Below are 26,208 nucleotides of genomic sequence, written 5' to 3'. Positions count from 1 at the left end.
GCCATGCTGGATGAGATCGACCGCAAGATTCTGCGCCTGCTGCAAGCGGACGGGCGCATGACCAATCAGGCTTTGGCCGAGGCCGTGCACGTCTCACCGGCGGCTTGTTTTGAACGCGTCAAGCGTCTGAAGGCCAATGGCTATATTCTGGGCACCATGGCCATTCTCGATCCGGTCAAGCTGGATCGCGCCCTGCTGATCTTCGTCGAGGTGTTGCTTGATCGCACGACCGAAGACGTGTTCGACGCCTTTCGCCACGCCGTAACGCGCCAGCCGGAAATATTGGAATGTCATATGGTCGCGGGTGGTTTCGACTATCTGATCAAGGCGCGGGTGAAGGACATGGCGGCCTATCGGCAGTTTTTGGGCGACGCCCTGGTGTCGCTGCCCGGCGTGCGTGAAACCCGCACCTATGCGGTGCTGGAAGAGGTCAAAAACGCCATAGCCCTGCCGGTTTAGCGCTCACCCCGGCTTGACCCGACAACGTTGTCGTGTTTTGAAGCGGGTATGCGCCTGATCACCCTGACCCCCGATTCCTGCACCCTGACCTCCGCCACGGCCATGCCGCGCGCGTCCGGTTTTCTGTGGAACCGCAAGATGATGCTGCACGCGACCTGTCGCGGCTTCGTCACGGCCCAGCACATGCAGCCGGAACCGGCCAAATACAGTCACGCGCCGGTCGTGGAGGGCAAGACCTTCATGCTGCCGGAAACGGCGCACTACGCCCATCATCCGGGGCGGTTTGTCTATGTGCGTGATCTGGTCAGTCAGCGACATTTCTCCGTGCCGCATGAGCCTGTGCGGCGCGCGCCCAAGGCCTTCGCTTTTACGCAGCAGCCGGAACGGCTGGAATGGTCTGTCGAACAGGACGAACTCGATATCCGCTGGAGCCTGGTGTTACCCGTCGATGAGGCGGTCGAACTGTGGCGACTGGAAATTCGTAACCGGCTGGATATCGAACGCGCTCTGCGCATCGTGCCCTATTTCCCGGTCGGCTATATGAGCTGGATGAATCAAGGCGCGCGCTTTGATGCCGGGCTGAATGCCGTTATCGCCAGCTCGGTGACCGCCTATCAGAAGATAGACGATTATTTTAAAAACCAGCACCTTAAAGACAAAACCTTCCTCACGTGTGATCGTGTTCCGGACGCGTTTGAGACGCGGCGTGAGGACTTCGAAGGCGAGGGCGGGCTGAGCGATCCGGATATGCTGCGTACCGGCCTCAAGGGCGGTGAAGCGCTATACGAAACACCGGCGGCAGTCCTGCAATTCGATCAGACACTGAACGCCCATGAGACGCAGGTCTGGCATTTCGTCTTCGGTCCAGCTTTTGATGAGGCCGAAGTGGCGCGCCTGAAAGCCGCCTATCTGGGGGCCGAGGCTTTTGAGCGCGTCTGTAGTGAGGCGCGCGCCTATGTCGAACAGGGACGCGGCGTGCTGTCCATCGAAACGCCGGATACGCATTTCGATGCCTTCATGAACCGCTGGCTGGCACGGCAGGTCTATTATCACGGCGATACCAACCGCCTGACCACCGATCCGCAGACGCGCAACTATCTTCAGGACGCGCTGGGCATGGTGTTTGTGCGCCCGCAAAGCGCCAGAGAGTCGCTGCTCTATGCCCTCTCAAAGCAGAATGCAGACGGCTCGATGCCCGACGGCATCAAGCTCTATGACGGGGCGCAGTTCAGCTTCATCAATCAGGTGCCGCATACAGACCACTGTGTGTGGCTGTTTATCCTGCTCGAAGCCTATCTTGATGAGACCGACGACTATGCGGTGCTGGAGGCCGAGCTTGATGGTCAAAGCGTGCGTGCACGGCTGGAGGCGGCGCTGCGCTGGTTGCTCAAGACCCGTGACCATCGCCGGCTGAGCTATATTGATCAGGGCGACTGGAACGACCCGATGAATATGGTCGGCTGGAAGGGCAAGGGGGTATCGGGCTGGCTGACCCTCGCCGTGGCCTATGCCCTGCGCCTGTGGGTGCGTCTGTCGGGAGAGACCGAGCCGTGGGCGGCCGAGGCCGAGGCGATGAACGCCGCCATGAACACGCATCTGTGGGACGGCGACTGGTTCGGGCGTGGGATCACCGACGACAATGTGGTCTTCGGCATCAAGAGCGATCCGGAAGGGCGGCTGTACCTCAATCCGCAAAGCTTTGCCCTGCTGTCCGGTGCGGCTTCGCAGGCGCAGGCCGAGCGCATGGTGCAGGCCGTGGCATCGGAACTGGAGACGCCCTATGGCGTCGAAATGCTGGGGCCGCCTTACACGAAGATGCGCGAAGATGTCGGGCGTCTGACGCAAAAATCGCCCGGTGTCGCCGAAAACGGCTCGGTCTATAATCACGCAGCGGCCTTTTATATCTACAGCCTGACGCAGGTGAAGAAAGGTGAAAAAGCCTTTGAACTGATGCGTAAAATGCTCGCCGGCGTGAATGAAGCCGACTACGTGCAGCGCGGTCAGTTTCCGGTCTTCATCCCCAACTATTACCGCGGTGATTTCCATGCCCACCCGCGCACGGCGGGCCGGTCTTCGCAGCTTTTTAACACCGGCACTGTGGCCTGGGTCTATCGCAGCCTGATCGAGGGCCTGTTCGGTCTGAAGGGCACGCGCGAGGGCTTAAGCATCCGGCCCTGTCTGCCCGCGCACTGGGCTGAGGCCAAAGCGACGCGGTTGTTCCGCGGATCGACCTACCACGTCACCTATCGCCGGGGCGGCGCGACGGGCCTGACCCTCAATGGTCAGCCGGTTTCGGGCGACGTGCTGCCCCTGCCGGACCGGCCGGGTGCATTTGAGGTTGAGGTGGGTCTTACGTAAGCCTTAAACCTTCGCAGCGCGCAGAATCCGCGCCTCATAGACATTGGCCCACTGATCGCTGTCGGCTTCTAAGCGCACCCGCACCTTGGTCTTGCCCGCTGTCAACGCTGGGGGCAGGGGATAGGTAATGACATTGCGCGCCACCGTCGGTTCGCCCGACAGGGTTTCGGTCGCCAGCACCTGACCTTCGGCCAGCAGACGGAAGGATTTGTTGCGGTCACGCCCGGCATAGGCGACCTGTAGCACCAGCGGTCCCTCGGCGGTTTTGAGGTCAAAGGCCAGATAACCCTTTTGAATCAACCGCCCACGTTCAGCGATATGGGTGATGGTCGCCGTATTGGGCGTACCGTCAAAGGCATGATCGGTTTCTGGCTGCTGCTCACCCAGACGAATGACATCCACCGTGCGGGCGGCCATATCGGCGCGGTCCCTGGCCGCCTGACGCCATGCGGCCTCTTCGCCAACCCATTCCGCACTACCGAAACGGCGGAAATAGACGGCCGTGCGGTTGCGATGTTGCAGGAAAAAAGGCCTCAGGCTGAGGTCGCCCGGCTTGCCCTGCGTCCCCAGTCGATACTGATGCAGCCCCCCGGCAGCGACCAGCTGGGGGGCCGTCTCATCAGACACCAGCGCCGGATCGATACCCTCCCACGGTTGATCCGACGGGCCGAGGTCACCGGCCAGCACCAACGGCCCGCTGAGGAAGGCGATCAGCTTGCTGTCGTCCGGCATGGCTTCGACGCGCACGGACATGGGCAGGCGCAGCTCAAGACGGTCACCGCTTTTCAGCCCCGTGAGACGCATATACCCTCCCTGACGCACACCCGCAGCCTTTCCGTTCACCCTCAGCACAGGGGCGTCGCACCAACCGGGTACGCGCAAATCGAGCGCTTTGGGGGCCTTACGCACCGTAATCACCACCTGATCGGACAGGGGAAAGGCGGTTTCCATATCGAGCTGCGCTTCGGGCGCGTTGAGCGTCGAGGCGTAATAGAGGTTCACCGCCACGCCATCGCCGTGCTTCCAGTATATGCTTTCGCCGTGCTTGGAATGGCTTTCCATGCCCGACCCAACGCAGCACCAGAAGTCGTTGGTCGGGTCCGAATGTACGCGCCCCAGACCCGAAGCCAGTCCGGTGAAATAGGTGAACATGCCCGTTTGCGGGGCCTGCTGGCTCATGATGTGGTTGAGGTGGGCCCGCTCATAGAAGTCGAAGAGGGCCGCATCACCGCTCCAGCCATATAGATGGCGCGTCAGGCGCAGCATATTGTAGCTGTTGCACGCCTCACAGGTCTGCTGATCGAGGCGGTTGGCCAGTTGGCGCGGCGCGCCGAAATGTTCATGATCGGAATTGCCGCCGATGACATAGGAGTGGTCGCGCGTTACGGTCTGCCAGAAAAAGTGCGCGATGCGGGCGTCGTCGGCATTTTGCGTCAGTTCATAAAGGCGGGCGGAGCCGACGATCTTGGGGATCTGCGTATTGGCATGTTTGCCGGCCAGTTCGTCGCGCCCGGCGGCCAGCGGATCGACAATGGCGCGGTGACGCAGACGCTTTGACAGGGTGAGCCAGCGCGGGTTCTTCGTTCGCGCATAGAGTTCGGCATAGGACTCGGTCAGGCCGCCATGTTCGGCGCGCAGGATTTCCTGTATCTGCGCATCGCTCAGCCCTTCGAGAATGGTGCCCAGATAGTCGCCCAGACCCGTGGCAACGGTCAAACCATCGGTTAACCCGGCGTGCTGATACGCGTCCAGCGCCCCGCCGAACACCTTGTGATAGGTATAGAGCGGCACCCAGCCGCCATTCAGATCAAAACCGGAGGTGCGGATATCGCCCTTGCGCAGTTCCTCATAGACGATCTTGCCGTCCACCTCCTGCCCATTGCGGCCCACGGTCGTGCCGCCCGCATAGCCGTCGCCGTGTTTGGCCTGAATGGTCTTCAGTTCGCTCAGCACATAGGCGGCGCGGTCACGGAATTCGGGCTTGCCCGTCTGCGCGTACATCAGCGACAGGGCGGACAGGTGGTGGCCCAAACTATGGCCCGCAATGCCGCGCGCTTCCCAGCCGCCATAGACCTCGCCCCTGGGTTCCAGCCCGGCGCCTTTGCGGAAATTGTGCAGAAAACGGTCAGGCGACAGCGACAGAAGATAGCGCTGATTGGCCTCAATGGAGGTCAGAAAGATCGACGGCTTAAGCCGCACCTGAGACAGGGGGAAGGGGGTGGCGGGTATAGCGTCAGGCGTCACGGCCCCGGCAGCGGTCGCGCCGACAGCCATCCCCAGTCCTGCGGCCGTTACACCGCGTCTCGTCCATCCCTGCATGACTCACTCCTATTGTGTTTTCTTGTACTATAGTCCGTCATTTGTCTGAGTAAAATCAAACTTACACCCCACGACGGATTTCGGCTTGCCACACGTTTGACACCGGTATCATATATGACCAACCATAACAGACATCACACTAACGTCTCCGGGGAAATGCCATGCACCGCCGTACCTTGCTCGCCAGCCTTGTCACCTTGCCCTTCGCAGCACCTTTGCTGGCGCAAGCGGCCCAGATCGGCGTCAATACGCCGTTCCCGCCGCTCAGCCCTGAGCGCATCAGGGCGATCGTGCCTCCGGCAGAGCAGGCAGCCTGGCTCGACTATCTGGCGCGGTCTCAGGCACAACTGGCGGCCGATCAGGCCGCTTTGATGGCCGAGCGTAAGGGCCTGACCGCGATCCCGGCAGACCCGAAAACCGGCGACGGTGAAAAGACCATGCCGCTCGACAAACCCGCCGAGTGGTATGCCTCGGCGGAAGGCCGCAAGGTGGCCGACAACATCGTCAGCTTCCAGACACCCGCCGGTGGCTGGGGCAAGAATCAGCCGCACGACACCGAGCCACGCGCCAAGGGGCAGCATTATGTCGCCGGGAATAGTCTGCAAACCAAGCCCGCCGGTGATTTTGACGCGCCGACTGTGCCCGGCTGGAGCTATGTCGGCACCATCGACAACGGGGCCACGATCACAGAGACGCGGTTTCTGGCGCTGGCCTTTAACGCCACGCAGGACGTGCGCTATCGTGACGCCGCGATCCGTGGCCTGACCTACCTGCTCAATGCGCAGTTCCCCAATGGCGGCTGGCCGCAGGTGTGGCCGCTGATGGGTGGCTATCACAATGCCATGACGCTGAATGACAATGCCATGATCTCGGTGTCGCGTCTGGTGGGCGATGCCGGACGTGGAGATACGGGGTTTGCCTTCCTGCCAGCCGACCTGCGCACGCGCCTGCTGGCGGCGGAACAACGCGCCCTGGCCGTCTTCCTCAAAGCGCAGGTGGTGATCGACGGTAAGCTGACCATGTGGGCGCAGCAATACGATGCCCTGACACTGACGCCCTCATCGGCGCGTAATTACGAGATGCCGTCGCTGAGTTCGTCGGAAAGCGGCTCTTTGCTGGTCTATCTGATGAAGCAGCCCAACCCGTCGGCCGAGATGAAGGCGGCGATTGTGGCGGGGGTCGCGACACTGGAAGCCACTAAGATCGAAGGCAAGGCCTTTGAGAAGACGCCGGATGGCAAGGACCGTCTGTTGGTCGATAAGCCGGGTGCCGGGCCGATCTGGTCGCGCTACTACGATCTCAAAACGATGAAGCCGATCTTTGGCAACCGGACCAAGACCCTGCACGATACCATTAATGATGTGGAGCCGGAACGCCGCCGCGGCTATTCGTGGTACGGCAGCGGGCCGCAAAGCGCACTTAAAGCCTATATCGCCTGGAAGACGAAACAGGGCTAAGCCTCTCCGAATGGAAAATTTATCTGTGGCGTGATCACTTTGGGCGGACTGGCTCTCAATTGTCAGTCTGCACCCTGAAAAAAGCTTCGAAGTCACCCGCATGGCCAAACCGCACCCGGCCTCTCCGTTAAACCTGTCGCCTGTTACGCAGACAGGCGAGGGGCCGATCCGCATTCTTGTGGTGGAAGATAATCCCGCCAACGCACTGGTGGCCAGCCTGTTCCTTGAACAGATGGGCTATGCTCACGACCGCGCTGAAAATGGCCGGGAAGCGCTTGAGGCCTATCAGGCGGGACGTTACGGCCTGATCCTGATGGACCTTCAGATGCCGGAGATGGATGGCTATGAGGCCACCCGCCGCATCCGGGCGCTGGAGCGCGAAACCGGTCGCACGGCTGTGCCCATTGTCGCCCTGACCGCGCATGCCCTCAGTGGCGACCGCGAAGCCAGTTTGCTGGCCGGGATGGATGAGTATCTCTCCAAACCTTTCAAGCCGGACGAGTTGCAGGCGTGTCTGGAGCGCCTGACCGCTGCACCGCCACCCGTCGCATAAGGCCTCTCACACCCTCGGGCGACACGCCGTCACGCGCCATCAATAACTGTACGATGGGTTCTGCTAACAAGTCTTCGAGACGTGGGTTCATCGGCCTTACTCCCTTAGAGCGCAATCCGATAAAGTGGAAACCACTTTTCGGAAAATTGCGCGACAGAACAAAAATTTAGAGCGGGATGATGCTTCAATCTAAATCATCCCGCTCTAGAGATTTCAATTTGCGACTCGTTCTCAATAATGCTAATGAGAATTATTCGCAATTATTAATCCGTACAGGAGGCGGCTTTTTCATGGCACAGGCGGTTTCAGAGAAGGGGCGTGATCTTCGTCAGTTGCGCTATGCCGAGCATTTTCTGACCTGGGCGCTGCGCACCTCAGTGGCGTGCTCGCCTCAGTGTCGTCTGTTGCAGCGTGAGTTCGGGCACGCCTTTGGTCCAGAGCCATCCGAAGGACTGAAAGCCTTTCACGGCTGGCTTCTGGCCCTGGCCAAAGGTCGGCGGCGGCTGGAGATCGGACGGCCAGGCCTGATCGCGCTGACCCGTGACGAGGAGATGCTTTTGAGCCTGCTCACCCACGCGCAGACGCAGGACGCGGATCGCTTTATCGCTCAGGCGCGGTTTGTGCTGGGGGCGGAACCCTCAGGCGACCTTTATGCGGCCGCCCACCACCTGATGGCCTTGATGGCGCAACGCGGGCACGGCCTGCCGGTCAGCGCGGTCATCGGACGTGACCTGCCGAGGGTCCTGCCCTGCGCCGGTCAGTCGCCGCAACTGAGGGCCATTTAACCATGCGGTGTTGACGCAGGGGCAACGCGCCCGCTGCGCTCCAGCTTGCCCCAGCCGACCGCCAGCCCGCGCCCCGCCGAAGCCAGCGCCTTCAGCACCACATAGTACATGATCTGACGATAGACGAAGCGCTGCGACAAAAGCCAGAAGACGGGGTAGCGCTTTTCGCGCGGCTCCAGCATGTAGGCGATCCAACCGCACAGGGCGTCGATGGCCACAAACACCGTCCAGTAGATCAGCATTCGCTCAAGGGTGCCGTCGGTCTGGTTCAGTCCGTGCTGACTGATCGTCCACGCGGTAGCGGCAATATTGATCAGCAGGGCCAGATCAATCAGCGGGGAAATCACCGAAAAGCCGATCTGGAAAATCCACGCCTGCGGCAGACCGATACGCGCCAGCCCCCTGGGCTTGCCCTCCTTGAGGATGCGGCGGTGCTTCCACAGGCATTGCAGCGTGCCAAAGGCCCAGCGGTAACGCTGCTTGATCAGGGCGGCGAAGCTTTCGGGCGCTTCGGTCCACGCCACGGCGTCCTGATCGTAGGCGACGGCCCAGCCGCGCCGCTGAATGGCAATGGTCAGATCCTGATCTTCGGCCAGTGTATCGTGCGGATAGCCGCCGACCTCTTCGAGGGCCGAGCGCCGCCACGCCCCGACGGCGCCGGGAACCACCATCATGGCGCCAAAGGTCGCCAGCGCCGAGCGTTCCAAATTCTGCGCCGTCACATACTCCACACCCTGCCAGCGGGTCACGAAGTTGAAACGATTGCCGACCTTGGCATTGCCCGCTACCGCGCCGATCTCAGGCCGGATGAACCAGCGCACCAATCGCGCAATGGTTTCCGGCTCGAACTGTGTATCGGCATCGAGCGCGATGATAATTTCGCCTCTGGCTCTGGCGATACCGTTATTGACCGCCGTCGCCTTACCCGCATTGGCCTGAGTGATCAGGGTGACGCGTGGTTCGTCCGCAAAGGCGCGCGCCACGATGGCGCTGGTCTCGTCTTTTGAGCCGTCATCGACCACCACCACCTCGATATCGACATCGACGCTGGTCAGAACGCGACGCACCGAGGCTTCGATAACGCGGGCTTCGTTAAAGGCCGGGATGATGACGCTGACCTGCCGGGCATGAACAAAGTCGGCGATACGGCCGTCATCGGTTTCGGCCGGCGGGTCCATATGGCCACTATAATCGGCCCAGATGGCCATAACGCTGAGGATGAGGGCGCGCAAAACCCCCAGAACAATGGCGGCGATAAACAGCCATTGCAGGCCAATCGCCCCCCAGGCCAGCAGCATGAACACGCCGACATCGAAGCGCACGGCGGCCAGATCACTCCCCGACAGGGTGGGCATGGCCTGCGCCGCAGGCAGGTCGGTCAGGCCGCTCACCGTTGTAAACTGATAGCCCTGCGCCTTCAGGGCGCGGATGATGTGCGGCAGGGCGTCGATGGTCTGCTGACGATCACCGCCGGAATCGTGCAGCAGGACGATCTGACCTGAGTGGCAGTTGTTGACGTCTTCTTTGCAGGCCTCGGACGCGGCACTGGCGGCCCCGTCAGCGACGCCTTTCAGGACATTGTTAACAATGGCCTGCACGCCCGGCCTCTGCCAGTCTTCGGAATCGACGTGCAGCCCGACACTGGTATAGCCCATCTGCTGCCCCAGAAGGGCCGGTGCCAGTTCGTTTTCGGTCGTGGGTTCGGCGTCTCCGAAATAGGGAGCGCGCAGCCAGCGCAGGGAGCGCCCCGTATAGGCTTCGACCACGCGCTGCGTCGAGTTCAGTTCCACCTTCGCCCATTCGGCAGGGATATTGGCCATATTGGGGTGGGTATAGGTGTGGTTGCCCAGTTCATTCCCCTCAGCCAGCATGGTCTTCAGCAGGAAGGGGTGGCCCAGCGCCTTTTCCCCAACCACGAAGAAGGTCGCCGGAACGTGTTCGGCCTTCAGGATTTGCAGCACCTTGGGCGTCCATTTCGGGTCCGGGCCATCGTCGAAGGTGAGGGCGATGGAACCGGGTTTGAAGCCTGTACGGCGCACGACATAGGGGGTGGGCAGCGTCTGATAGACCTGATTTTGTGCCATGCGCTGGGCGTCAAATTCGACCGTGCGGCGTCCAAATGTAGGGGTCGCGCTGATGCGCAGGATTTCGCCCGCCCCTTCGACATCGACATTGCCCGCGGGCTTAAGTGTTGTCAGATCAGGCGTGGTCTTGCTCTGAAAATGCGCAAAATCCTGCCAGATGCCGGGGTCTTCCGAGCCCAGACGCCACAGGGCCACGCCATAGGCATCGGTGGCGTGAACGGCCAGCAATTGATTCCAGGCGCTTACGGCATCGAGCATCCAGACTTCGTGATTGACGCCGTTTTCCTGATAGGCGAAGCCGCTATTGCCGGTCGCGCGGTCAAAGGAGACCGGCGCTTCGGAATCGTGGGCGATCAGCCAGGCATCGCCCACCGTCAGGACCGTGGTGCCGAATTTTGACCAGTCGTAGGCATAGTTGCCGATACTGACGACGGCCTTATCCGCCGGGACGGCCTTCATAGCCGCCGCCAAACGCCCTTCGAACCAGTCCTGAGCGGCGATCGGACCGGCCTTATCGACCATCGAATGCTGATCATAGACCATCAGGAACAGCTTGTCGGTCGCCTGCGCAAAGGCCGACAGGTTCCAGTCGGGGTCATCGACCGGCACAGTCGCCGTGACGGAATATCCCCTGGCCCCCAGACGCGCGCGGGCCTCTTTCAGAAAGGCGAGATAGGGTTTGAGGGCCGCGGGCTCCAGATTTTCAAAGTCGAAAACAACGCCGCCTGATTTTTCCTGTCTCAGGGTATCTTCGATCTGCGCCAGCAGTTGCGTCCGGGCGGCGACATTCGTCAGCAGGCGATGCGTGTTTTCGCGCTCAAAGCCTTTGAGCGAGGTGTTCTGCACCATGGTCAGCAGGACAGGTGGCTTTTTTGCCGCTGCCAAGACCTTATGAAAGCGCACATCCGGCTGATAGCTATAGGTGTTCTGCGGGCCGGAGACGCTGGCAAAGGCCCCGATCACCACGTCCATATCGCTGGCGTGAGACTCAAAGGCGGCGCGGCTGCCGTCGTCCCACGGCACGTAAAAGCCGATGATTTTCTGAGGCGTATCCGCGTGGCGGGTCAGATTGCGAAACCGATGCGGATGGCGGGCGTCGTGGGTCTGGAAATTCCAGCGCGACGCATGTGAGGCCTCCATATGCAGGTCAAGCTGACGCGGCACCGGCACGAACAGGACCGACAGGATCAGGCCCAGAAATAGCAGGGTGGCGGCCGCCGCGAGCGCGATCACGCCTATCAGCGTGGCCTTGTTGCGCTTGCCGGAGGGATCATAAAAGACCGGTGTTTTCATCTTAACGCACGCTCAAAAAAATAAGATCGCGTTTTCGAACCGCGCCGGCGACGCCAAAGATCACCGCCCTGTCCGAAAGGGATACCGGCGCGGAATGCGCGCGCTTCGTGTCAAAATTGAGATAACTGCAATCGATTTTATAAAGACGGCTTCGGTTTTCAGGATAGCCCACAGTTTGAGGCTGCCGCTGGCAACGGAAACCGGTTACCCTGACCGTAGAATGTCCTGAACCCCGGCCAAAGACGGCGGGGAAAAGACGAAACAGGGAAAACACAATGCCACACCGTCTTCATCGCCGGATGATTCTGAGCGGCCTGATCAGCGTCGCAGCCTTTCCTGCACGGAGCGCGCAAAGGCCTGCGTTGGTCCGGGTGACGTCCCTTGATCCGGAAGGACCGGGATCGCTGAAAGCCGCACTCGATGCCAAGGGGCCGCGTGTGATCGTGTTTGAAGTTGGCGGCGTCATCGACCTTGGCAAAACCACTCTGGTCATCCGCGAGCCCTACCTTACCCTAGCCGGGGAAACCGCACCGGCGCCGGGGATCACCCTGATCCGGGGCGGGATCAGCGTCCAGAGCCATCATGTGGTCATCCGGCATATCGCCGTGCGGCCCGGCACCGCCGGCATGCCCGAGCGCTCAGGCTTTGAGCCGGATGGCCTGTCCTGCACGGCGGCGCACGACGTCCTGATCGAACAGTGCAGCTTTACCTGGGCGGTGGACGAGGCCCTGTCGGCCTCAGGGCCGCGGTTTGAGGGCGCAACACCGGACGATTGGCGGCGCAACACCTCACATAATATTGTGTTCAGAAACAATCTGATCGGTGAAAGTCTTCATCACGCCAGCCACGCCAAAGGGCCGCATTCGATGGGGTCCTTGCTCCACGATAATGTGACCGGGGCGCTGTTGATGGGCAATCTCTATGCCCACAACAATGAACGCCATCCGCTGATCAAGGGCGGGGCGCAGGCGGCCGTGGTCAACAATGTCTTCGTCAACCCGGGCTCGGCTTGCGCGCAATATACGCTGGTGGAAGACCAGTGGAAGGGCCGGGACCCCATAGCGGGTAAGCTCCTGCTGCGCGGCAATGTGATGCGCGGCGGGGTGAATACGCGGCCCACTCTCGGTTTGCTGAAATTCGGCGGGGCCGGTGACCTCGATCTGCACGCCGCAGACAATATGGCCACCTATGCCGATGGCCGCCCGGCTCCGATGATCGCTTACTATCAGGCGCGGTCGGACGGCTATGAAGACAATGGCCCTTATCGCCCCAAGGCGTGGATTCGTGCCGTGCCCAAGGAAAGTCTATGGCCGCAGGGCTTAACCTTGCGACCGGCGGCGGACATTGAAGCCCATGTCTATCGCCACATCGGCGCGCGACCGTGGGCACGCGATCCGATCGACGCCCGCATCGTCGCCGAGGCGCAGGCGGGCAGGGGGCGCATTATCGACAGTGAAAGCGACGTCGGTGGCTACCCGCAGCGCACCGCGACCAAGCGCCCCTTCCACGAGTCCCATCTGATAAAATAGGGCCTACGCCCGCTCACGCAGAAACGCATCTACCTCCGCCGCCGTCGGGGCGGCATCGGCCGAGCGGCGCGTGACCGAAATGGCCGAGGCTGCTGAGGCATAGCGCATGGCCGACACATAGTCATCACCGAGAACCAGCCGTGCGGCCAGCGCGCCATTGAACACATCGCCCGCACCCACGGCATCCACGGCCTCAACCTTAAAGGCCGGCAGGCGCACCAGTTCACCATCGATCAGACCCGCGCAGCCATTGGCCCCCAGCGTCGTGATGACCGTTTCCGCCCCGTGGGCGCGCAGGGTCTGCATGGCGCAGATCAGCGACTCATCGTCCTGCCCGTCTATGCCGGTCAGTTTGGCCAGTTCGGTCTCATTGGGCGTCACGACTTCGCACAGGGGCAGGAGATCAAAGACACCGGGATCGACGGGGGCCGGGTTGAGGAGGGTCTTCACGCCGTTCGCCGTGGCGATTTCCAGCGCGGCCTTCAGTGTATCGAGCGGCGTTTCAAGCTGCACAACCAGAGCCCCGGCAGAGGCAATCAGTGCCTCGGCGGCCTCCGCATGGGCGGGCCTCAGCTGCGCATTGGCCGCTGAGGAAACGACGATCATGTTCTGACCATCGGGCGCGACAAGGATATTGGCCATGCCGGTGCCGACACCGTCCAGCACCACCACTGAGGCCTCATCCACGCCGCGCTTTTTGAGGAAATCGCGCGCCATGCCGCCGAAATTGTCATCGCCCACCGCGCCGACCATGCGGGTGGTGACACCGGCCTGCGCCGCCGCCACTGCCTGATTGAGCCCCTTGCCGCCCATGGCCACCGCCGTGTCATGGCCCATGATCGTCTCATTGGGTTTGGGCAAGGCATCGACCCGGATAAAGAAGTCCACATTAATCGAGCCGAGGACGAGAATGGAGGCGCTCACGAAAATCCCTTTGGTTGACACCGGCACGCAGGCAGGTAATTAAACGTTTCACAACAGTGTCTATAAACTGGTTCTGTAAACAGTTTGCCTTGCGACAAACAAGGCGCTGATCTAAGCCTGATCCGCGCATTTTGCCAAGTCTGGCAGGGCGCTCAGACTACTCATTTTCAGGAAATCCCATGCGTTTCCCAAATCTTGCGGCTGCGCTGGCCGCCATGGCCCTCAGCACCACGGCCCTTTCGGGGCAGGCCTTTGCGGCGACTGAGCATCCGCCGCTACCGGCAGAAGGGTTCTATACGACCTCTGACCTGCGTAGCGCTGCCGATCTGGCGCTGGCCGATCAGGCTGCCAAAAAGCGTGTGCTGTTTGTGGTCGATATCGACGACACCATCCTGACCGTGCCGCAGGATCTGGGGTCCGAGGCGTGGCTTTCGGAACGCATGGCCGCGATCAAGGCCCGCACCCCGGTGGGCCAGACGCCGGATTACGAGCCGATCTTTTATGAGCAGGCCCTGTGGTATCAGGTGACGAATATGGTGCCCACTCAGGCCGATGGTCCGGCGGTGCTGGCCGGGCTTCAGGACGCCGGGATACCCGTCTATGCGCTGACGGCGCGCGACCCGAACCTGCGCGGGCAGACCGAACGTGCCCTGTCAAAAGCCGGTTATGACCTGTCGAAAGCGCCCGATTGCGCCAAGCCCCTGTGTACCCGGCGTGGCCGTCTGCGCGACAGCGAAATCCGCGCGGCAGGCGCGGCGTTGAAGGTCACGCTAAGCAATGCCGCCTATAAGGACGTGACGGTTCAGGACGGTGTCATGATGGTCGCCGGTCAGGACAAGGGCATTATGCTCCTGCTGCTGATGGGCAGTCTGGGCAAGTTCGATGCCGTCTATTTTGTCGATGATAGCCAGCGCAATATCGACAATATGGTGCGGGCAGCCAAGGTCACCAAAACGCCCCTCTATATCTATCGCTATACCGGTGTCCTGCCTAAGGTCGAGGCACTGCATAAGGACAAGGCGCGCCTGAGCGCCGCCGACGCCGTGTCCGATGCGACCCGCACCGTCATGTGCCTTCAGGTGCAGTCCGACCTGTGCACCTACACTCACACGACCGCAGACCCTTCGAAATGAGTAAGATGAAGATTATTTTCGACACCGATCCAGGCATCGACGACGCCATGGCGCTGGCCTATCTGGGGGCGCAACCGCGGGCTGAACTGCTGGCCTTGACGACCGTGTTCGGCAATGGCGGGGTGGACATCACCACGCGCAATGCCCTCTATCTGACGCAGCGTTTCGGCATCAACGTGCCGGTCTATCGCGGGGCGCATACGCCGCTGGTCCTGCCGGCACCTACGCCCGCACCGCACGTGCATGGCTATGACGGTCTGGGCGATATTGGCGCGCTGGACGGGTTTGCGGCCGAACCGCAGGCGACCTTTGCACCCCAGCGTATCGTCGAACTGATCCGCGAATATCCGGGTGAGGTGACGCTGCTGGCGGTCGGGCCATTGACCAATCTGGCGCTGGCACTCGATCTTGATCCGGAAATTACGGGTCTGGTCAAGGAGCTGGTGATCATGGGCGGCGCCTTTGGCTGGGGCCCACGTCGTGGCAATGTGTCGCCCGTGGCTGAGGCCAATATCATCAATGACCCGCACGCTGCGGATAAGGTGCTGACGGCCAACTGGCCGCTGCGTGCCGTGGGGCTGGATGTCACCACCCAATGTATCCTGTCTACGGCGGCGGCGCGTGAACTGGGCCGCACAGCGGGGGAAACCGGGCAGTTTCTGTTCGACATCTCGCGCGGCTATGAAAAGCTCTATACCGAACGTGACGGCTTTGCCGGTTGCGCCATGCACGATGTGGCGGCCGCCATCGCCGTGTTTGAGCCGCACCTGTTTGGCTATGCGCGCGGCACGATCCGCGCCGTGACGGATGGGATCGCCATCGGCCAGACCATCCTGAAAGAAGAGGGCCGCAGCTTCCCGCCGGGTCCGTGGGACGATCTGCCCGTGCAGGCCGTCTGCCGTGAAGTAGATGTCGAGAGCGTGTTGAGCGCCTATCACTCGGTGCTGAGCGCCCACTATGGTGGACTGAAAACGGCGGTTTAAGCGCGTTTGACGAAATTTTTAGAACGGCATTGCGTATATCGGGACATGAAGTTAGCATAAGCGGACAAAATCAATCATAAGGAAGCGTCCGCCTATGACTCCCAACCCGCTGATCGGCGTCTTTTTTCACTGGCTGGGCGGTCTCGCCTCGGCCTCGTTTTACGTACCTTACAAGAAGATCAAACTGTGGTCGTGGGAGATCTTCTGGCTGACCGGCGGCATCTTTTCGTGGCTGATCGCGCCGTGGATATTCGCCTATTTTCAGACCTCTGACCTGTTTGGCGTGCTGGGCGGGGCGTCCCCGACGACGTGGTTCTGGTGCGTCTTCTGGGGCCTGTTGTGGGGCTTTGGGGGCCTGACCTTCGGCCTGACCATGCGCTATCTGGGCCTGAGCCTTGGCATGGCGGTGGCGCTGGGCCTGACCACGGTTATCGGCACTCTGGGCGAACCCATCTTTACCGGCAAGATCATCGGTTTGATTCAGACGCTGAGCGGGCAGGTGACCCTGTTCGGGGTGCTGGTGGTGCTGGGCGGTATCGTGCTGGTGGCGCGTGCCGGTCACGCCAAGGAGAAGGAAGTCACCGAAGTCTCTGAAAGCCTGAAGGAATTTAACCTGACCAAGGGTCTGCTGGTGGCTGTCTTTTGCGGCATCATGTCGTCGTGTTTTGCCTTTGGTCTGGCCGCCGGTGCGCCGGTGCGCGAAGCCTCAGCCGCCGCTGGAACGGGCCCCCTGTGGGTCGGCCTGCCGGTCCTGTGTATGGTCCTTCTGGGCGGCTTGACCACCAATCTGGTCTGGTCGGGCTATCTCATCCTCAAGAACAGGTCGGCCTCCGAATGGGTGGGCAAGCCGCGCGCCGATGCCGAAGACAAGGGCAAGATTCCCCTTCTGGTCAATTATCTGCTGGCGGCGCTGGGCGGCACCCTGTGGTATTTCCAGTTCTTTTTCTACACCATGGGCGAAAGCCAGATGGGCGAATACGGCTTCTCGTCGTGGACGCTGCACATGGCCTCGATCATCCTGTTTTCGACCCTGTGGGGCTTCGCGCTGAAGGAATGGGCCGGGACCTCGGCTAAAACCAAGGCGCTGGTCTGGGGCGGTATCGCCCTGCTGGTCGGCTCGACCGTGATCATCGGCATCGGCAATATGCTGGCCGGTCAGGTCGCCGGACACTGAGTCAGAGCGGAATGGCTCTTGATGGAGCCGTTCCGCTTCAAAAACCACAGATTACACAGATCGCACAGATTATCCGTGTTTGTGTCGCCAGCACAGGCGCGTAGCGCCTATCTGTGAAATCTGTGTGATCTTGGGTTTAAACATAATAATCCAAAATTAAAAGCAATCGAGTCGGTAATAAGAATGGGTGCCAGTCCTCATCACCTTTTCTGATTTGTCGATTGAGAAATTATCACACTTAAAACGCGAAAACAGTTTGGACAAAATAAAATCATTTGAGTAGGAATATAGGACGCTTCTGGCGTATCCTGCCTCCCGCGGTGCAGTCTCCCTGTACCACTCAACGAAGGTAACTTCCCATGTCCGTCAGGCCGTCTGCATCGCCGACCGTTTCGCCTTCGGCATCGTCTCAGATGCCGTCGCAACTGGTCTGGTATGCGCGTTGCCCGACCCTGACGGCCATGGGCCTTTTGGCGCATCGCGGTGTGTTACAGCGCGAATTTCGTCGTGACCCGGTCAATTTTGTCTCGGTGCGCGAAACCTCGCTGCCGTCGGTGCGGCAGGGCTATCTCGATCATTCTCTGGCCAATCTGGTGCGCGAAGGCGATGCGGCCACCGCCCTGTGGTCTTATGGTGTCAATGAGCGCTCGCGGCTTCTGGCCATCGGGCACACGTGGCACACGGTTCTGGTTGTTGCTCCCGCGCGGTCATCCATCAGCGACCTCGCTGACCTTAAGGGGCGCACATTGGCCCTGCCGCGCGAAGCCGGCAGCTTTTCACCGGCGCGGGTGCGCTCACTCCGCGCCTGGGAGAGTATTTTGGACGTCAGCGGTCTGAAACCCGCCGACGTGACCTTCTTCAATATTGTTGCCGGGCATCCCTCTACGCCCTTTGGCGACATTGCCCGGCGTGAAATCGAGGCGGTCATGGGCAGACAGGCCGATGCCGGCCTGCTGTTCGGAGCCAAGGGGATCGAGCTGGCGCGCACAGCGGGCCTGAAAGTCGTCCATGCTTTCGAGGCGGCGGATATCCGCAGCGATGCCCGCCTCAAAGGGCTGGCGGAACTGCGCACCCTGACCATCGACTACCCGTTTCTCGAGGCCAATGAGGCGATTGTGTCGCGTCTGGTACAGGCTCTGGCCGGGGCGTCCGACTGGGCGCGCAGCTTCCCGAAACAGGCTCTGTCGCACATCGCTGAAGAGGGCAAGGTTGAGGCCGACGACGCGGTGCGCGCCTATGGGGACCTTATTCCCGAAAGCACGGCCCTGGGGGCCGAAGACGCGCGACTGGCGGACATCAGGGGCCTGCTCGACTGGCTGAAACAGCGTCAGGCGGTGCCGGAAGCGCTGGACCTCGGCGACTGGAGCCGTACCGATCTGCTGACTACCAAGGAGCTGCCGCATCCCTCAAAACGCTTGAACGCCGTCGCCTGATCTATCCCCTTTATCAGCGATGGCTTCGGGGTGACGCGGTGTTGATCTGACGCCGCCGCGTCGCCGAAAAAGGCCCGGGAGTGGTGCCCCGGGCCTTTTTCCTGTGTTCGCCCGCCCTTGACAAGGCGTGCGGTGCACCGCCTATTTCGCATATAGCTTTGAGGGGAATTATTATGCGCCGCCTGTTGCCCGTCCTGACCGCTGCCCTGATGGGGCTTTCCCTGCCCGCTATGGCCGAACCGGACTATGTTGCCGCCATCCGCGCCGACTATCAGAAGGACCTGGGGGCCATGTGGGACTGGTTCCATCGTAACCCCGAACTGTCGATGCTGGAAAGCAAGACCGCCGCACGCATGGCTAAGGAATTGCGCGCCACCGGGGCAGAGGTAACCGAAAAGGTCGGTGGCACGGGCGTTGTGGCCGTGATCCGCAATGGTCCGGGTCCGGTCGTCATGCTGCGCGCCGATATGGACGGCCTGCCGGTCAAGGAAGCGTCGGGCCTCCCCAACGCCTCGACGGCGAAACAGGTAGGTATGGATGGTGTTGAATATCCCGTCATGCACGCCTGCGGTCACGACACCCATATCACGGCCATGGTGGCCACGGTGCGTCAGCTTCAGCGGCTTAAGTCGCAATGGAAGGGCACACTGGTCATTGTCATCCAGCCGGGCGAGGAGCGGGTGATGGGAGCCAAGGCCATGCTGAAGGACGGGCTCTATACCCGCTTCCCCAAGCCCGACTATGCGCTGGCCTTCCACGTCAATTCGCAAATGCCGACGGGCAAGGTGTCGGCATCAGAAAACATCCAGTATTCCTCCTCCGACTCCATCGACATCCACGTACATGGTGTGGGCGCGCACGGGGCGTCTCCGCATCTGGGCAAGGACCCGGTCTATATCGGCAGCCAGATTGTCATCGCCCTGCAAGGACTGATCAGCCGCGAACGTCCGCCGCTCAGCCCCGGCGTCATCACGGTCGGGGCCTTCCACGCGGGGAGCAAGCACAACATCATTTCTGATGCGGCTGAGCTTCAGGTGACGGTGCGCGCCAATGATGAGGTGACGCGCGCGCAACTGGTGGATGGCGTCAAGCGCGTGGCGGTTAATATGGGCCGCGTCAACGGCCTGCCCGATGACAAGCTGCCGGAAGTCAATGTCGTCGAAGGCACCCCCACCACCATCAATGACGCAGCACTGGCGCGCCGTCTGAACGGGGCGATTGCCGCGGCTCTGGGGCCGGACACGGTCGTGCCGTTCCAGCAGATGGGCATGGGGGCAGAGGACTTCGCCTATTTTGTTCAGCCGGATCTCAAGGTGCCGGGCTATTATTTCGCCGTCGGCGGCACGCCTCAGGCGGCGTTCGACGCGGCCAAGGCCGGCGGCCCGGCGGTGGCTTCGCACCACTCGGCTCTGTTCAAGATCGACCCGGAAGCGGCCATCGTCACTGGCGCCTCGGCCATGACGGCAGCGGCGCTGGACCTGCTCAAGCCGTAAGGCAGGTGGCTCTTGACTCCTGAACCCGCACGCGCTTTGTGCCGGTTCCAGAGCGCAATCCGATAAAGTGGATACCACTTTTCGGAAAAATTGCGCGGTCACAAAAACTTAGAGCCATTCGGCGGCTCAACTGAGCCGACGAATGCTCTAAGAGTAACGGGATGAGTATGATGACACAGGTGCCGCGCGACTGGCTGATCGAGGCGGTGCGCCGCATCGAGGCGGATTTCAACCGTTCCTCCGACACGCACCTGATCCATCACGAGGTGGCGGCGTTTCCGGGCGTGCATCTCTATTTCAAGGACGAATCCTCGCACCCGACCGGCAGCCTGAAACACCGGCTGGCGCGCTCCCTGATCCTCTATGCCCTGTGTAATGAGTGGATCGGGCCGCAAACCACCCTGATCGAGTCGTCTTCGGGGTCTACCGCCGTGTCCGAAGCCTATTTCGCGCGACTGCTGGGCCTGCGTTTCATCGCTGTGGTGCCGAAGTCGGTGGCTCAGGCCAAGATTGACGCTATCCGTTTTCAGGGCGGTGAGGTGCACGGCGTCGATGACCCCAACGCCGTCTATGCCGAGGCGCAGCGGTTGGCCGATGAAACCGGCGGCCATTACCTCGATCAGTTCACCTATGCCGAACGGGCCACCGACTGGCGCGGCAATAACAATATCGCCGAAAGCCTGTTCAGCCAGATGACCGCCGAACCCTATCCGGTGCCGACCTGGCTGGTGACCGGGGCCGGGACGGGTGGCACGTCGGCGACCCTGGGGCGCTATATCCGCTATCGCCGATTGCCGACGCGGTTGTGCGTCGCAGACCCCGAAGGCTCCGTCTTCCATCGCCACTATCACGACCGCAGCGTGCAGATGATCGACCGCTGCGGCTCGTGCATCGAAGGGATCGGTCGCCCGCGCGTCGAGCCGAGCTTCATCCCGTCGCTGATCGACCGCATGGAGGTGGTGACGGACGCGCAGTCGATCGCCGCCGTGCGGCTGTTGTCGGAGCGTCTGGGGCGCCGCGTCGGCGGCTCGACCGGCACGAATCTATGGGCCTGTGTGCGCCTGATGCAGGAGATGACGCAAAAAGGGGAAACCGGCTCCATCGTCACCATTCTGTGCGATGGCGGTGAGCGCTACGCCGACACCTATTATAGTGATGACTGGCTGTCGGCGCGCGCCATCGACTGGCGCACGCCCTATGCCGAACTGAAAGCCATCCTTCAGTAGATCAGATCGTGATCCCCAGTGTGACCGTTCCACTGTAGCCGTTTGTGGTGTCCCCGGTGAGGGCAATGGTCTGAGCCGCCAGTTGCGCCGCCGAGTTGTCCGAGAAGACGTTATCGGTTGAAAACGAAATGGCCGCCAGATTGCTGATCGAGGCGCTGTAACCCGTCACGCTGTTGTACACGGTCGAACAGACGGTGCGGTCCAGTGCGAACTGACTCGTTTTGATTTTGTTGGCGTAGGAGGTGGCTGACGCCAGACTGGGGTAAACCTCGACGTGGATATGCGGCATACGGCCGGAGTAACAGCCGGGGAAGACGGTCGTAAACGTCACCTGACCATTGGCGTCGGTGACCTGAATGCCGCGCAGATAGTTTTGGGTTGTCGCGCCGGACGAATACAGCGAATAGAGCCCGTCGCGCGTGCAATGCCAGATATAGATGACGTAGCCGGACAGGGCTGCGCACCCCAGACCGGAATTGACCAGCGTAATGGTCAGTTTGAGCGGCAGACCCGGCGCGGTGCCAGAGGCCGACCCCACCGATGTGCGGATGTCTGAACGGTTGATTCCGGAAAGAGCCAGGGCGTTGATGACACTACCCGATACGGTGTTCGAACCATCGCCTGGATAGGGGCCTTCGGTTTCGGTGGGGAAGGTGGTGCAGGTGGTGCTGGATGAACTGCTGCTCGATGCACTACTGCTGGAAGACGAGGAACTGGAAGACGATGCGGAGCTGCTGCTCACGCTTGTGGAGGTTGAGCCACCGTCGCCACCCCCGCCGCACGCCGCTACAGAACTGGCCCCGAAGGCAAGGGTACTCAACAGGCCCAGCGTTCGGCGGCGGGAGACAAACTGAATAAGGTCCTGAAGGCTGCCATCGTCCTTATGATAGGGCGCTTCGGGCCGGTCGGAATGTGTCATGCGGTTCCACTCACATTGATGAAGACTAAGCTCATCAGTGGCGGTGGATTACGGCGAATCTTGATATCTGAATATTTCCGGACGGTTACACAGACGCCAGATGCGCGCGCGGCAGCATGATGTCGGCTATACCGCGCTCGCCGCCCGCCTTGGACAACTGCACCACCACGTCGATCAGGCCGGACGCATAGGCGATGGTTTCCGGTCGTGACAGGGCCATGCCGGTCTGCATCACCATCAGGGCGATCTGTTCCAGCGCGCCCTGCGGTGTATTGGCGTGCACCGTGGTGAAGGAACCGGGGTGGCCGGTATTGATGGCGCGCAGGAAGGTCACGGCCTCGGCGCCGCGGATCTCACCGACGATGATGCGGTCCGGACGCAGGCGTAACGACGCTTGCAACAGGTCATTGACCGTCACCTTGGCTTCGCCCAGTTCGCCCTTGACGGCCACGAGGCCCAGCGCATTGGGCTGATGTACGGCGATTTCCGGCGTGTCCTCGACCAGAATGACGCGCTCCTCATTGGGCACGGCACTCAAGAGCGCATTGAGGAAGGTCGTCTTGCCCGACGAGGTGCCACCGGAAATCAGGATGGTCTTGCGCTCGGTCACCGCCTGTTTGAGGAAGGCGACGGGATTGGCGCGGGCGGCGCGCTGTTCATCGGCCGGATTGCCATAGGCCGGGGCGCGAATGGGGCCGCGATCATAGGCCTCCAGCGGCCGGTTGACCATCAGGTGGCGACGGATAGCGATGGCCCAGTGGCGGCGCGTCGCGGGCGGACCGACGATCTGCACGCGCTCACCCGACGGCAGGGTAGCCGCCAGCATAGGGTTTTCGCGGTTGATGCCCTGATGGCTGATACGCGCGATCTGCGCCGCCAGCCGGTTGAGCAGGCCGTCGTCAATATCGGGCGCGTCGAAGCGCTGCATATGCGGCTGACCGCTGATTTCGACCCACACTTCACCGGGGCGATTGACCATGACCTCGGTCACCTCGGCGCGGTCGAGCCACTGCCGGAAGGGGGCCAGGTAGGCCTTCAGATAGACGCCTTCGGTCGGTAGGGCTTCGGTCATAGCGAAAAGTCGAGATCGCGGGAAACGAAGACTTGAATCGGCGTGCCCTGCGCCACGCGCACCGTCGGTCCGATCTTGGAATCGGCCTGAAGCGCGGCGGTAGCGGCGTTATTAGCCCCCTGCGCCGTGCCGATGACGATGGTGTTGCGGTCGCCGCTGCTCGATGAATTGGCAAGTCCGCCGATGATCGACAGCAGCATGGCCGAGCCGAAGCGCTTGAAGAAGTGCGTATCGACATCGCCCGTCTGACCCGCCTGACCCAGATTATCGGTCGAAGGATCGGTCAGGACGATGGCCGTGCCGTCCGGACGGATCAGGCGCGTCCAGGTGATGAACAGACGGTTTTGCCCACTTTGCAGGCCTGAGCGGTAAGAGCCGACCAGCCGCGAGCCGCGCGGGATCAGGACGCGCGAGCCGTCAAAGCTGCGCACATCGCGCGACACCAGCGCGCGCGTATAGCCGGGCAGGTCGGAATTGAGCGCCGTTTCCAGCACCGCCGGGATCAGGGTCCCCTGCGATACGGTGCGCGACGGCGTGGTGATGCGCGTGGCGCGCACCTGACGCGTCGGGTCGAGGCTGGTCAGGGCGGCGACGGAATTGCCGTCCATCACATTGCCTTCGGCCTTTTGCGCCGGGGCGGCGGCCTGAGCGGCATTGGCCGCCGGGTCGGGATCGGGGGCCGAAACGTCGTAGATCAGGGCGTTGGCGCGAGCATTATTGGCGTCGGCCACGGGGGCGGCACCCCCCGCCTGAGGCGGTTGCGGCTGCGCTACCGGCGGCCCTTCGGGCAGGGCGACGGGCGGCAGTTCGACTACCGTGCCATTCTGCCCCGGCTGCGGCGGCATGGGTTGAGCCGGTTGCGCCTGCGGCGGCCGGGTCTGCGCCGCCTGACGGTTGTTGTTCATGAACACCAGTGTCAGCGCGCCCAGAAACACGGCGCCCATGATGCCGCCGGCCAGCACCAGACTGTCTTTCAGGGTCGATTTCGAAGCCACCTGCGGCAGGGCATTGACCGAGGCGACGCCAAGGTCGGAACGGTCGAGGGCTTTGCGCGGATCGCTTTGCGGATCATTGGAGGGGAGACGGGTTTTCATACTCAGTCCTCCTTGCGTCCGAACCAGCCGGTCCGTTTTTTCGGCGTGGCGGCCGCATCAGCCTTGCGCAGGGTTTCGGGCCGCGGCTGCGGCGACAGGGCATCGAGCGCCGGCGGCACATAGGCGTCATTATAGACCGTGGCCGTCAGGTCGCCGCGACGCAGGACAAAGGCCGGGCCCACCTGTTCGATGACGATAAAGCCTTCGCGATAGCCGAAATTGACCAGAGTCTCCTTGCCATCCAACACGGCATAGATGGCCGGAAATGGCACGCCTTCGCCCCACATCAGATAGGTCGATTGCCCGTCATCGAACAGGCGCATCGGCACCAGAGACGGGTCACCGGCATAGGTGTAGCTGGTATTGCGCTTCTCCGGCAGGGTGGAGACGGGCTTGGCCGGGGTTGCCGGTGAGGTGGCGGCCTTTTCGGCGGCTTCGCGGGCCTCAGCCTCGTCCTTGGGGTAGGTGAAGCGCAGATCGTATATCACCTCACCGCGCTTGCAGGCGGTGGCGTCCTTGGTGCGCAGTTCGAAGGCATAGGTGCGGCGATTGGTGACGACCGACAGATTGGTGAAGGCGCCGCGCTGAAACGGCTTCACAAACATCAGATTGCCGCGCTTGTTGGGTGTGGCCTGCCACTGGGCGGCATCACCCACGGCAACATTCTCGATCTTTTCGTTGTCAGCGAAGGTGATCATGGTCTGAAAGCTGACGCAGGTATCGAGGCGGATGACCTCGCCATCGACATAGGTGATGGTGCGGATGCGGCTGTCCTGCGCCTGAGCGGGCGCGACGGCCAGCAGAGGCACGGCGATCAGCAGGGAAAGGGTAGAGGCGAAGGTCATGAACCGGGGGCCTTTGATAGGGGCGTCGGGGTCGGGGCGGTTTTGGCGGATGAAGAGGCGGGGGCGGCAGAGCCGGGTGCGGCGCGGAACCTTTGGCCCAGGCCCTGACGGCGCGTCACGCCGCCGGACAGTTGCCCCGCCTGGGGCGTCGAGGAGAGGGTGGTGGTCACCGTCTGAACCCGCGTGTCGCGGCTGGAGCTGCGGCCTCCGGCGGCGGTCTGGCTGTTCTGCGTGATGAGGGTGGAGCCTCCGGCGGCGGCGATGACGGCGGCGGAGGTCACGGCGGCGGCCTGCACGTCGGCGGCGCTGTCGCCCTGCCCACGCAGCGGGTTCCAGTTCTTGACGATATTGAAGGCCACCACCATCAGCATGATGAGGAAAGCCGCGTAAATCACCGAACCCATGAACAAAATGACGATGGGCTGAATGTCGCGCACCGTCTGCATGGGGTCGCCCGAAATGGCCAGAATGGCGGGTGTCAGAAGCGCCAGAGCCGCCGAGCCTCCGAGCGTCACCAGCATGGGAATAAAGGCAAAACCGATCGAGGTTCTGAGCCAGCCTTCGAACAGGCCGCGCGTCTGGGTAAACAGCGCAAAGACGACAAACAGCGGCCCCAGAGCCAGCAGAAGCGTCAGGATCAGGCGCGACAGGACCAGCACGCCGACGGTAGACAGCAGTAGAATCAGGCCCGAACTCCATAGCATGTCTGAGGCCGACGACTTACCGTTGCGGATGGGCGGCGCGATGGGCTGCGGGTTTTGTACGCTGGGGGCCGCGGTCGCCGCAGGGGCCGCCTGCGACGTCTGTTCGAAGGCAGTGGCGGCGTCGGCAAAGTGCACGAACAGTACATCCAGCCGCTTGGCAAAGGCGGCGCTCGCCCCCTCATTGGAGCCGGTCAGGGCGGCGGCGATCTCGTCCGGGCCACGCGTCAGCAGGTTATAGACCACGGTCTGATAGGCGGGCCACGCGGTCACAAAAGTCAGGACGAGGCCGATGGCCAGCACCTTCGGCGTCATTGTGGTCAGCGTCAGGCGCGTGCGTCCGGTGATCAACCCGAAGGCCAGAAAGGCGATAT

20 protein-coding genes are annotated in these 26,208 nt (G+C 62.0%); 12 read left to right on the top strand and 8 right to left on the bottom strand.

Annotated features, from left to right (window positions below; translation table 11 throughout):
• Window positions 1-459: Lrp/AsnC ligand binding domain-containing protein (locus Q0072_RS16915; protein ID WP_298332627.1), on the top strand; the 459-nt coding region annotated here is incomplete at its 5' end.
• A gap of 48 nt (window positions 460-507) precedes the next feature.
• Window positions 508-2,817 (top strand): glycosyltransferase 36, encoded by a 2,310-nt coding sequence (locus tag Q0072_RS16910; protein WP_298332625.1) that lies wholly within the window; start codon window positions 508-510, stop codon window positions 2,815-2,817.
• A 3-nt stretch (window positions 2,818-2,820) separates the two neighbouring features.
• On the opposite strand, the gene Q0072_RS16905 is transcribed toward Q0072_RS16910, so the two are convergent.
• Complete coding sequence (locus Q0072_RS16905; RefSeq protein WP_298332623.1) at window positions 2,821-5,136, bottom strand: glycoside hydrolase family 127 protein; 2,316 nt, start codon at window positions 5,134-5,136, stop codon at window positions 2,821-2,823.
• 161 nt (window positions 5,137-5,297) lie between these two features.
• Here Q0072_RS16905 and pelA point away from each other — a divergent pair, with 161 nt between their 5' ends.
• From pelA to Q0072_RS16890, 3 genes are all read left to right on the top strand, one after another.
• Window positions 5,298-6,593, top strand: coding sequence for a pectate lyase (gene pelA, locus Q0072_RS16900; protein ID WP_298332621.1), 1,296 nt, complete (start codon window positions 5,298-5,300; stop codon window positions 6,591-6,593).
• 100 nt (window positions 6,594-6,693) lie between these two features.
• Window positions 6,694-7,146 (top strand): response regulator, encoded by a 453-nt coding sequence (locus tag Q0072_RS16895; RefSeq protein ID WP_298332618.1) that lies wholly within the window; start codon window positions 6,694-6,696, stop codon window positions 7,144-7,146.
• A 290-nt stretch (window positions 7,147-7,436) separates the two neighbouring features.
• Window positions 7,437-7,931 carry a hypothetical protein gene (locus Q0072_RS16890; protein ID WP_298332616.1) on the top strand — a complete coding sequence of 165 codons (495 nt, stop codon included), beginning with the start codon at window positions 7,437-7,439 and terminating at the stop codon, window positions 7,929-7,931.
• Here Q0072_RS16890 and Q0072_RS16885 read toward each other — a convergent pair.
• Window positions 7,928-11,308 (bottom strand): glycosyltransferase, encoded by a 3,381-nt coding sequence (locus Q0072_RS16885; protein ID WP_298332613.1) that lies wholly within the window; start codon window positions 11,306-11,308, stop codon window positions 7,928-7,930. The genes Q0072_RS16890 and Q0072_RS16885 overlap by 4 nt on opposite strands.
• Window positions 11,309-11,583: 275 nt before the next feature.
• Here Q0072_RS16885 and Q0072_RS16880 point away from each other — a divergent pair, with 275 nt between their 5' ends.
• Complete coding sequence (locus Q0072_RS16880; RefSeq protein ID WP_298332611.1) at window positions 11,584-12,837, top strand: pectate lyase; 1,254 nt, start codon at window positions 11,584-11,586, stop codon at window positions 12,835-12,837.
• Window positions 12,838-12,840: 3 nt separating this feature from the next.
• Here Q0072_RS16880 and Q0072_RS16875 read toward each other — a convergent pair whose 3' ends face one another.
• On the bottom strand, window positions 12,841-13,761 hold the full coding sequence (locus Q0072_RS16875) for a ribokinase (RefSeq protein WP_298332608.1): 921 nt from the start codon (window positions 13,759-13,761) through the stop codon (window positions 12,841-12,843).
• Window positions 13,762-13,940: 179 nt separating this feature from the next.
• Here Q0072_RS16875 and Q0072_RS16870 point away from each other — a divergent pair, with 179 nt between their 5' ends.
• From Q0072_RS16870 to Q0072_RS16845, 6 genes are all read left to right on the top strand, one after another.
• Window positions 13,941-14,894, top strand: coding sequence for a DUF2608 domain-containing protein (locus Q0072_RS16870; protein WP_298332605.1), 954 nt, complete (start codon window positions 13,941-13,943; stop codon window positions 14,892-14,894).
• A gap of 5 nt (window positions 14,895-14,899) precedes the next feature.
• On the top strand, window positions 14,900-15,877 hold the full coding sequence (locus tag Q0072_RS16865; RefSeq protein ID WP_366941837.1) for a nucleoside hydrolase: 978 nt from the start codon (window positions 14,900-14,902) through the stop codon (window positions 15,875-15,877).
• A gap of 94 nt (window positions 15,878-15,971) precedes the next feature.
• A complete protein-coding gene (gene rhaT, locus Q0072_RS16860) occupies window positions 15,972-17,051 on the top strand; it encodes an L-rhamnose/proton symporter RhaT (protein WP_298332600.1) in 1,080 nt (359 codons plus the stop codon).
• Window positions 17,052-17,410: 359 nt separating this feature from the next.
• On the top strand, window positions 17,411-18,484 hold the full coding sequence (locus Q0072_RS16855; RefSeq protein ID WP_298332598.1) for an ABC transporter substrate-binding protein: 1,074 nt from the start codon (window positions 17,411-17,413) through the stop codon (window positions 18,482-18,484).
• A gap of 173 nt (window positions 18,485-18,657) precedes the next feature.
• On the top strand, window positions 18,658-19,977 hold the full coding sequence (locus tag Q0072_RS16850; RefSeq protein ID WP_298332596.1) for a M20 family metallopeptidase: 1,320 nt from the start codon (window positions 18,658-18,660) through the stop codon (window positions 19,975-19,977).
• Between the two features lie 161 nt (window positions 19,978-20,138).
• The gene (locus Q0072_RS16845; RefSeq protein WP_298332595.1) at window positions 20,139-21,203 is read left to right on the top strand and encodes a PLP-dependent cysteine synthase family protein; all 1,065 of its coding nucleotides are present in this window, start codon (window positions 20,139-20,141) and stop codon (window positions 21,201-21,203) included.
• A gap of 1 nt (window position 21,204) precedes the next feature.
• On the opposite strand, the gene Q0072_RS16840 is transcribed toward Q0072_RS16845, so the two are convergent.
• The 5 genes from Q0072_RS16840 to Q0072_RS16820 form a co-directional block, all read right to left on the bottom strand.
• Window positions 21,205-22,122 (bottom strand): intradiol ring-cleavage dioxygenase, encoded by a 918-nt coding sequence (locus Q0072_RS16840; protein WP_298332592.1) that lies wholly within the window; start codon window positions 22,120-22,122, stop codon window positions 21,205-21,207.
• An 85-nt stretch (window positions 22,123-22,207) separates the two neighbouring features.
• A complete protein-coding gene (gene virB11, locus Q0072_RS16835) occupies window positions 22,208-23,194 on the bottom strand; it encodes a P-type DNA transfer ATPase VirB11 (RefSeq protein ID WP_298332590.1) in 987 nt (328 codons plus the stop codon).
• Window positions 23,191-24,288 carry a TrbI/VirB10 family protein gene (locus tag Q0072_RS16830; protein ID WP_298332587.1) on the bottom strand — a complete coding sequence of 366 codons (1,098 nt, stop codon included), beginning with the start codon at window positions 24,286-24,288 and terminating at the stop codon, window positions 23,191-23,193. The genes virB11 and Q0072_RS16830 overlap by 4 nt, the downstream gene beginning before the upstream one ends.
• A gap of 2 nt (window positions 24,289-24,290) precedes the next feature.
• Window positions 24,291-25,133 (bottom strand): TrbG/VirB9 family P-type conjugative transfer protein, encoded by an 843-nt coding sequence (locus tag Q0072_RS16825; RefSeq protein WP_298332586.1) that lies wholly within the window; start codon window positions 25,131-25,133, stop codon window positions 24,291-24,293.
• Window positions 25,130-26,208: type IV secretion system protein (locus Q0072_RS16820; protein ID WP_298332582.1), on the bottom strand; the 1,079-nt coding region annotated here is incomplete at its 5' end. The genes Q0072_RS16820 and Q0072_RS16825, both read right to left, overlap by 4 nt.

Source organism: Asticcacaulis sp. (genome assembly GCF_027484505.1).
Taxonomy (GTDB): Bacteria; Pseudomonadota; Alphaproteobacteria; order Caulobacterales; family Caulobacteraceae; genus Asticcacaulis.
Note: the sequence above shows the minus strand (reverse complement) of the source record. Positions and strands in the feature narration are given on the sequence as shown.

What these genes read in the sequence shown, in the direction of transcription:
- Q0072_RS16880 (WP_298332611.1), top strand. Translation starts at nt 11,584, where the DNA reads ATGCCACACCGTCTTCATCGCCGGATGATTCTGAGCGGCCTGATCAGC.
- Q0072_RS16905 (WP_298332623.1), bottom strand. Translation starts at nt 5,136, where the DNA reads ATGCAGGGATGGACGAGACGCGGTGTAACGGCCGCAGGACTGGGGATG.
- Q0072_RS16850 (WP_298332596.1), top strand. Translation starts at nt 18,658, where the DNA reads ATGCGCCGCCTGTTGCCCGTCCTGACCGCTGCCCTGATGGGGCTTTCC.
- Q0072_RS16830 (WP_298332587.1), bottom strand. Translation starts at nt 24,288, where the DNA reads ATGAAAACCCGTCTCCCCTCCAATGATCCGCAAAGCGATCCGCGCAAA.
- virB11 (WP_298332590.1), bottom strand. Translation starts at nt 23,194, where the DNA reads ATGACCGAAGCCCTACCGACCGAAGGCGTCTATCTGAAGGCCTACCTG.
- Q0072_RS16855 (WP_298332598.1), top strand. Translation starts at nt 17,411, where the DNA reads ATGTCCGTCAGGCCGTCTGCATCGCCGACCGTTTCGCCTTCGGCATCG.
- Q0072_RS16885 (WP_298332613.1), bottom strand. Translation starts at nt 11,308, where the DNA reads ATGAAAACACCGGTCTTTTATGATCCCTCCGGCAAGCGCAACAAGGCC.
- rhaT (WP_298332600.1), top strand. Translation starts at nt 15,972, where the DNA reads ATGACTCCCAACCCGCTGATCGGCGTCTTTTTTCACTGGCTGGGCGGT.
- Q0072_RS16895 (WP_298332618.1), top strand. Translation starts at nt 6,694, where the DNA reads ATGGCCAAACCGCACCCGGCCTCTCCGTTAAACCTGTCGCCTGTTACG.
- Q0072_RS16910 (WP_298332625.1), top strand. Translation starts at nt 508, where the DNA reads ATGCGCCTGATCACCCTGACCCCCGATTCCTGCACCCTGACCTCCGCC.
- pelA (WP_298332621.1), top strand. Translation starts at nt 5,298, where the DNA reads ATGCACCGCCGTACCTTGCTCGCCAGCCTTGTCACCTTGCCCTTCGCA.
- Q0072_RS16825 (WP_298332586.1), bottom strand. Translation starts at nt 25,133, where the DNA reads ATGACCTTCGCCTCTACCCTTTCCCTGCTGATCGCCGTGCCTCTGCTG.
- Q0072_RS16845 (WP_298332595.1), top strand. Translation starts at nt 20,139, where the DNA reads ATGAGTATGATGACACAGGTGCCGCGCGACTGGCTGATCGAGGCGGTG.
- Q0072_RS16865 (WP_366941837.1), top strand. Translation starts at nt 14,900, where the DNA reads ATGAAGATTATTTTCGACACCGATCCAGGCATCGACGACGCCATGGCG.
- Q0072_RS16890 (WP_298332616.1), top strand. Translation starts at nt 7,437, where the DNA reads ATGGCACAGGCGGTTTCAGAGAAGGGGCGTGATCTTCGTCAGTTGCGC.
- Q0072_RS16870 (WP_298332605.1), top strand. Translation starts at nt 13,941, where the DNA reads ATGCGTTTCCCAAATCTTGCGGCTGCGCTGGCCGCCATGGCCCTCAGC.
- Q0072_RS16840 (WP_298332592.1), bottom strand. Translation starts at nt 22,122, where the DNA reads ATGACACATTCCGACCGGCCCGAAGCGCCCTATCATAAGGACGATGGC.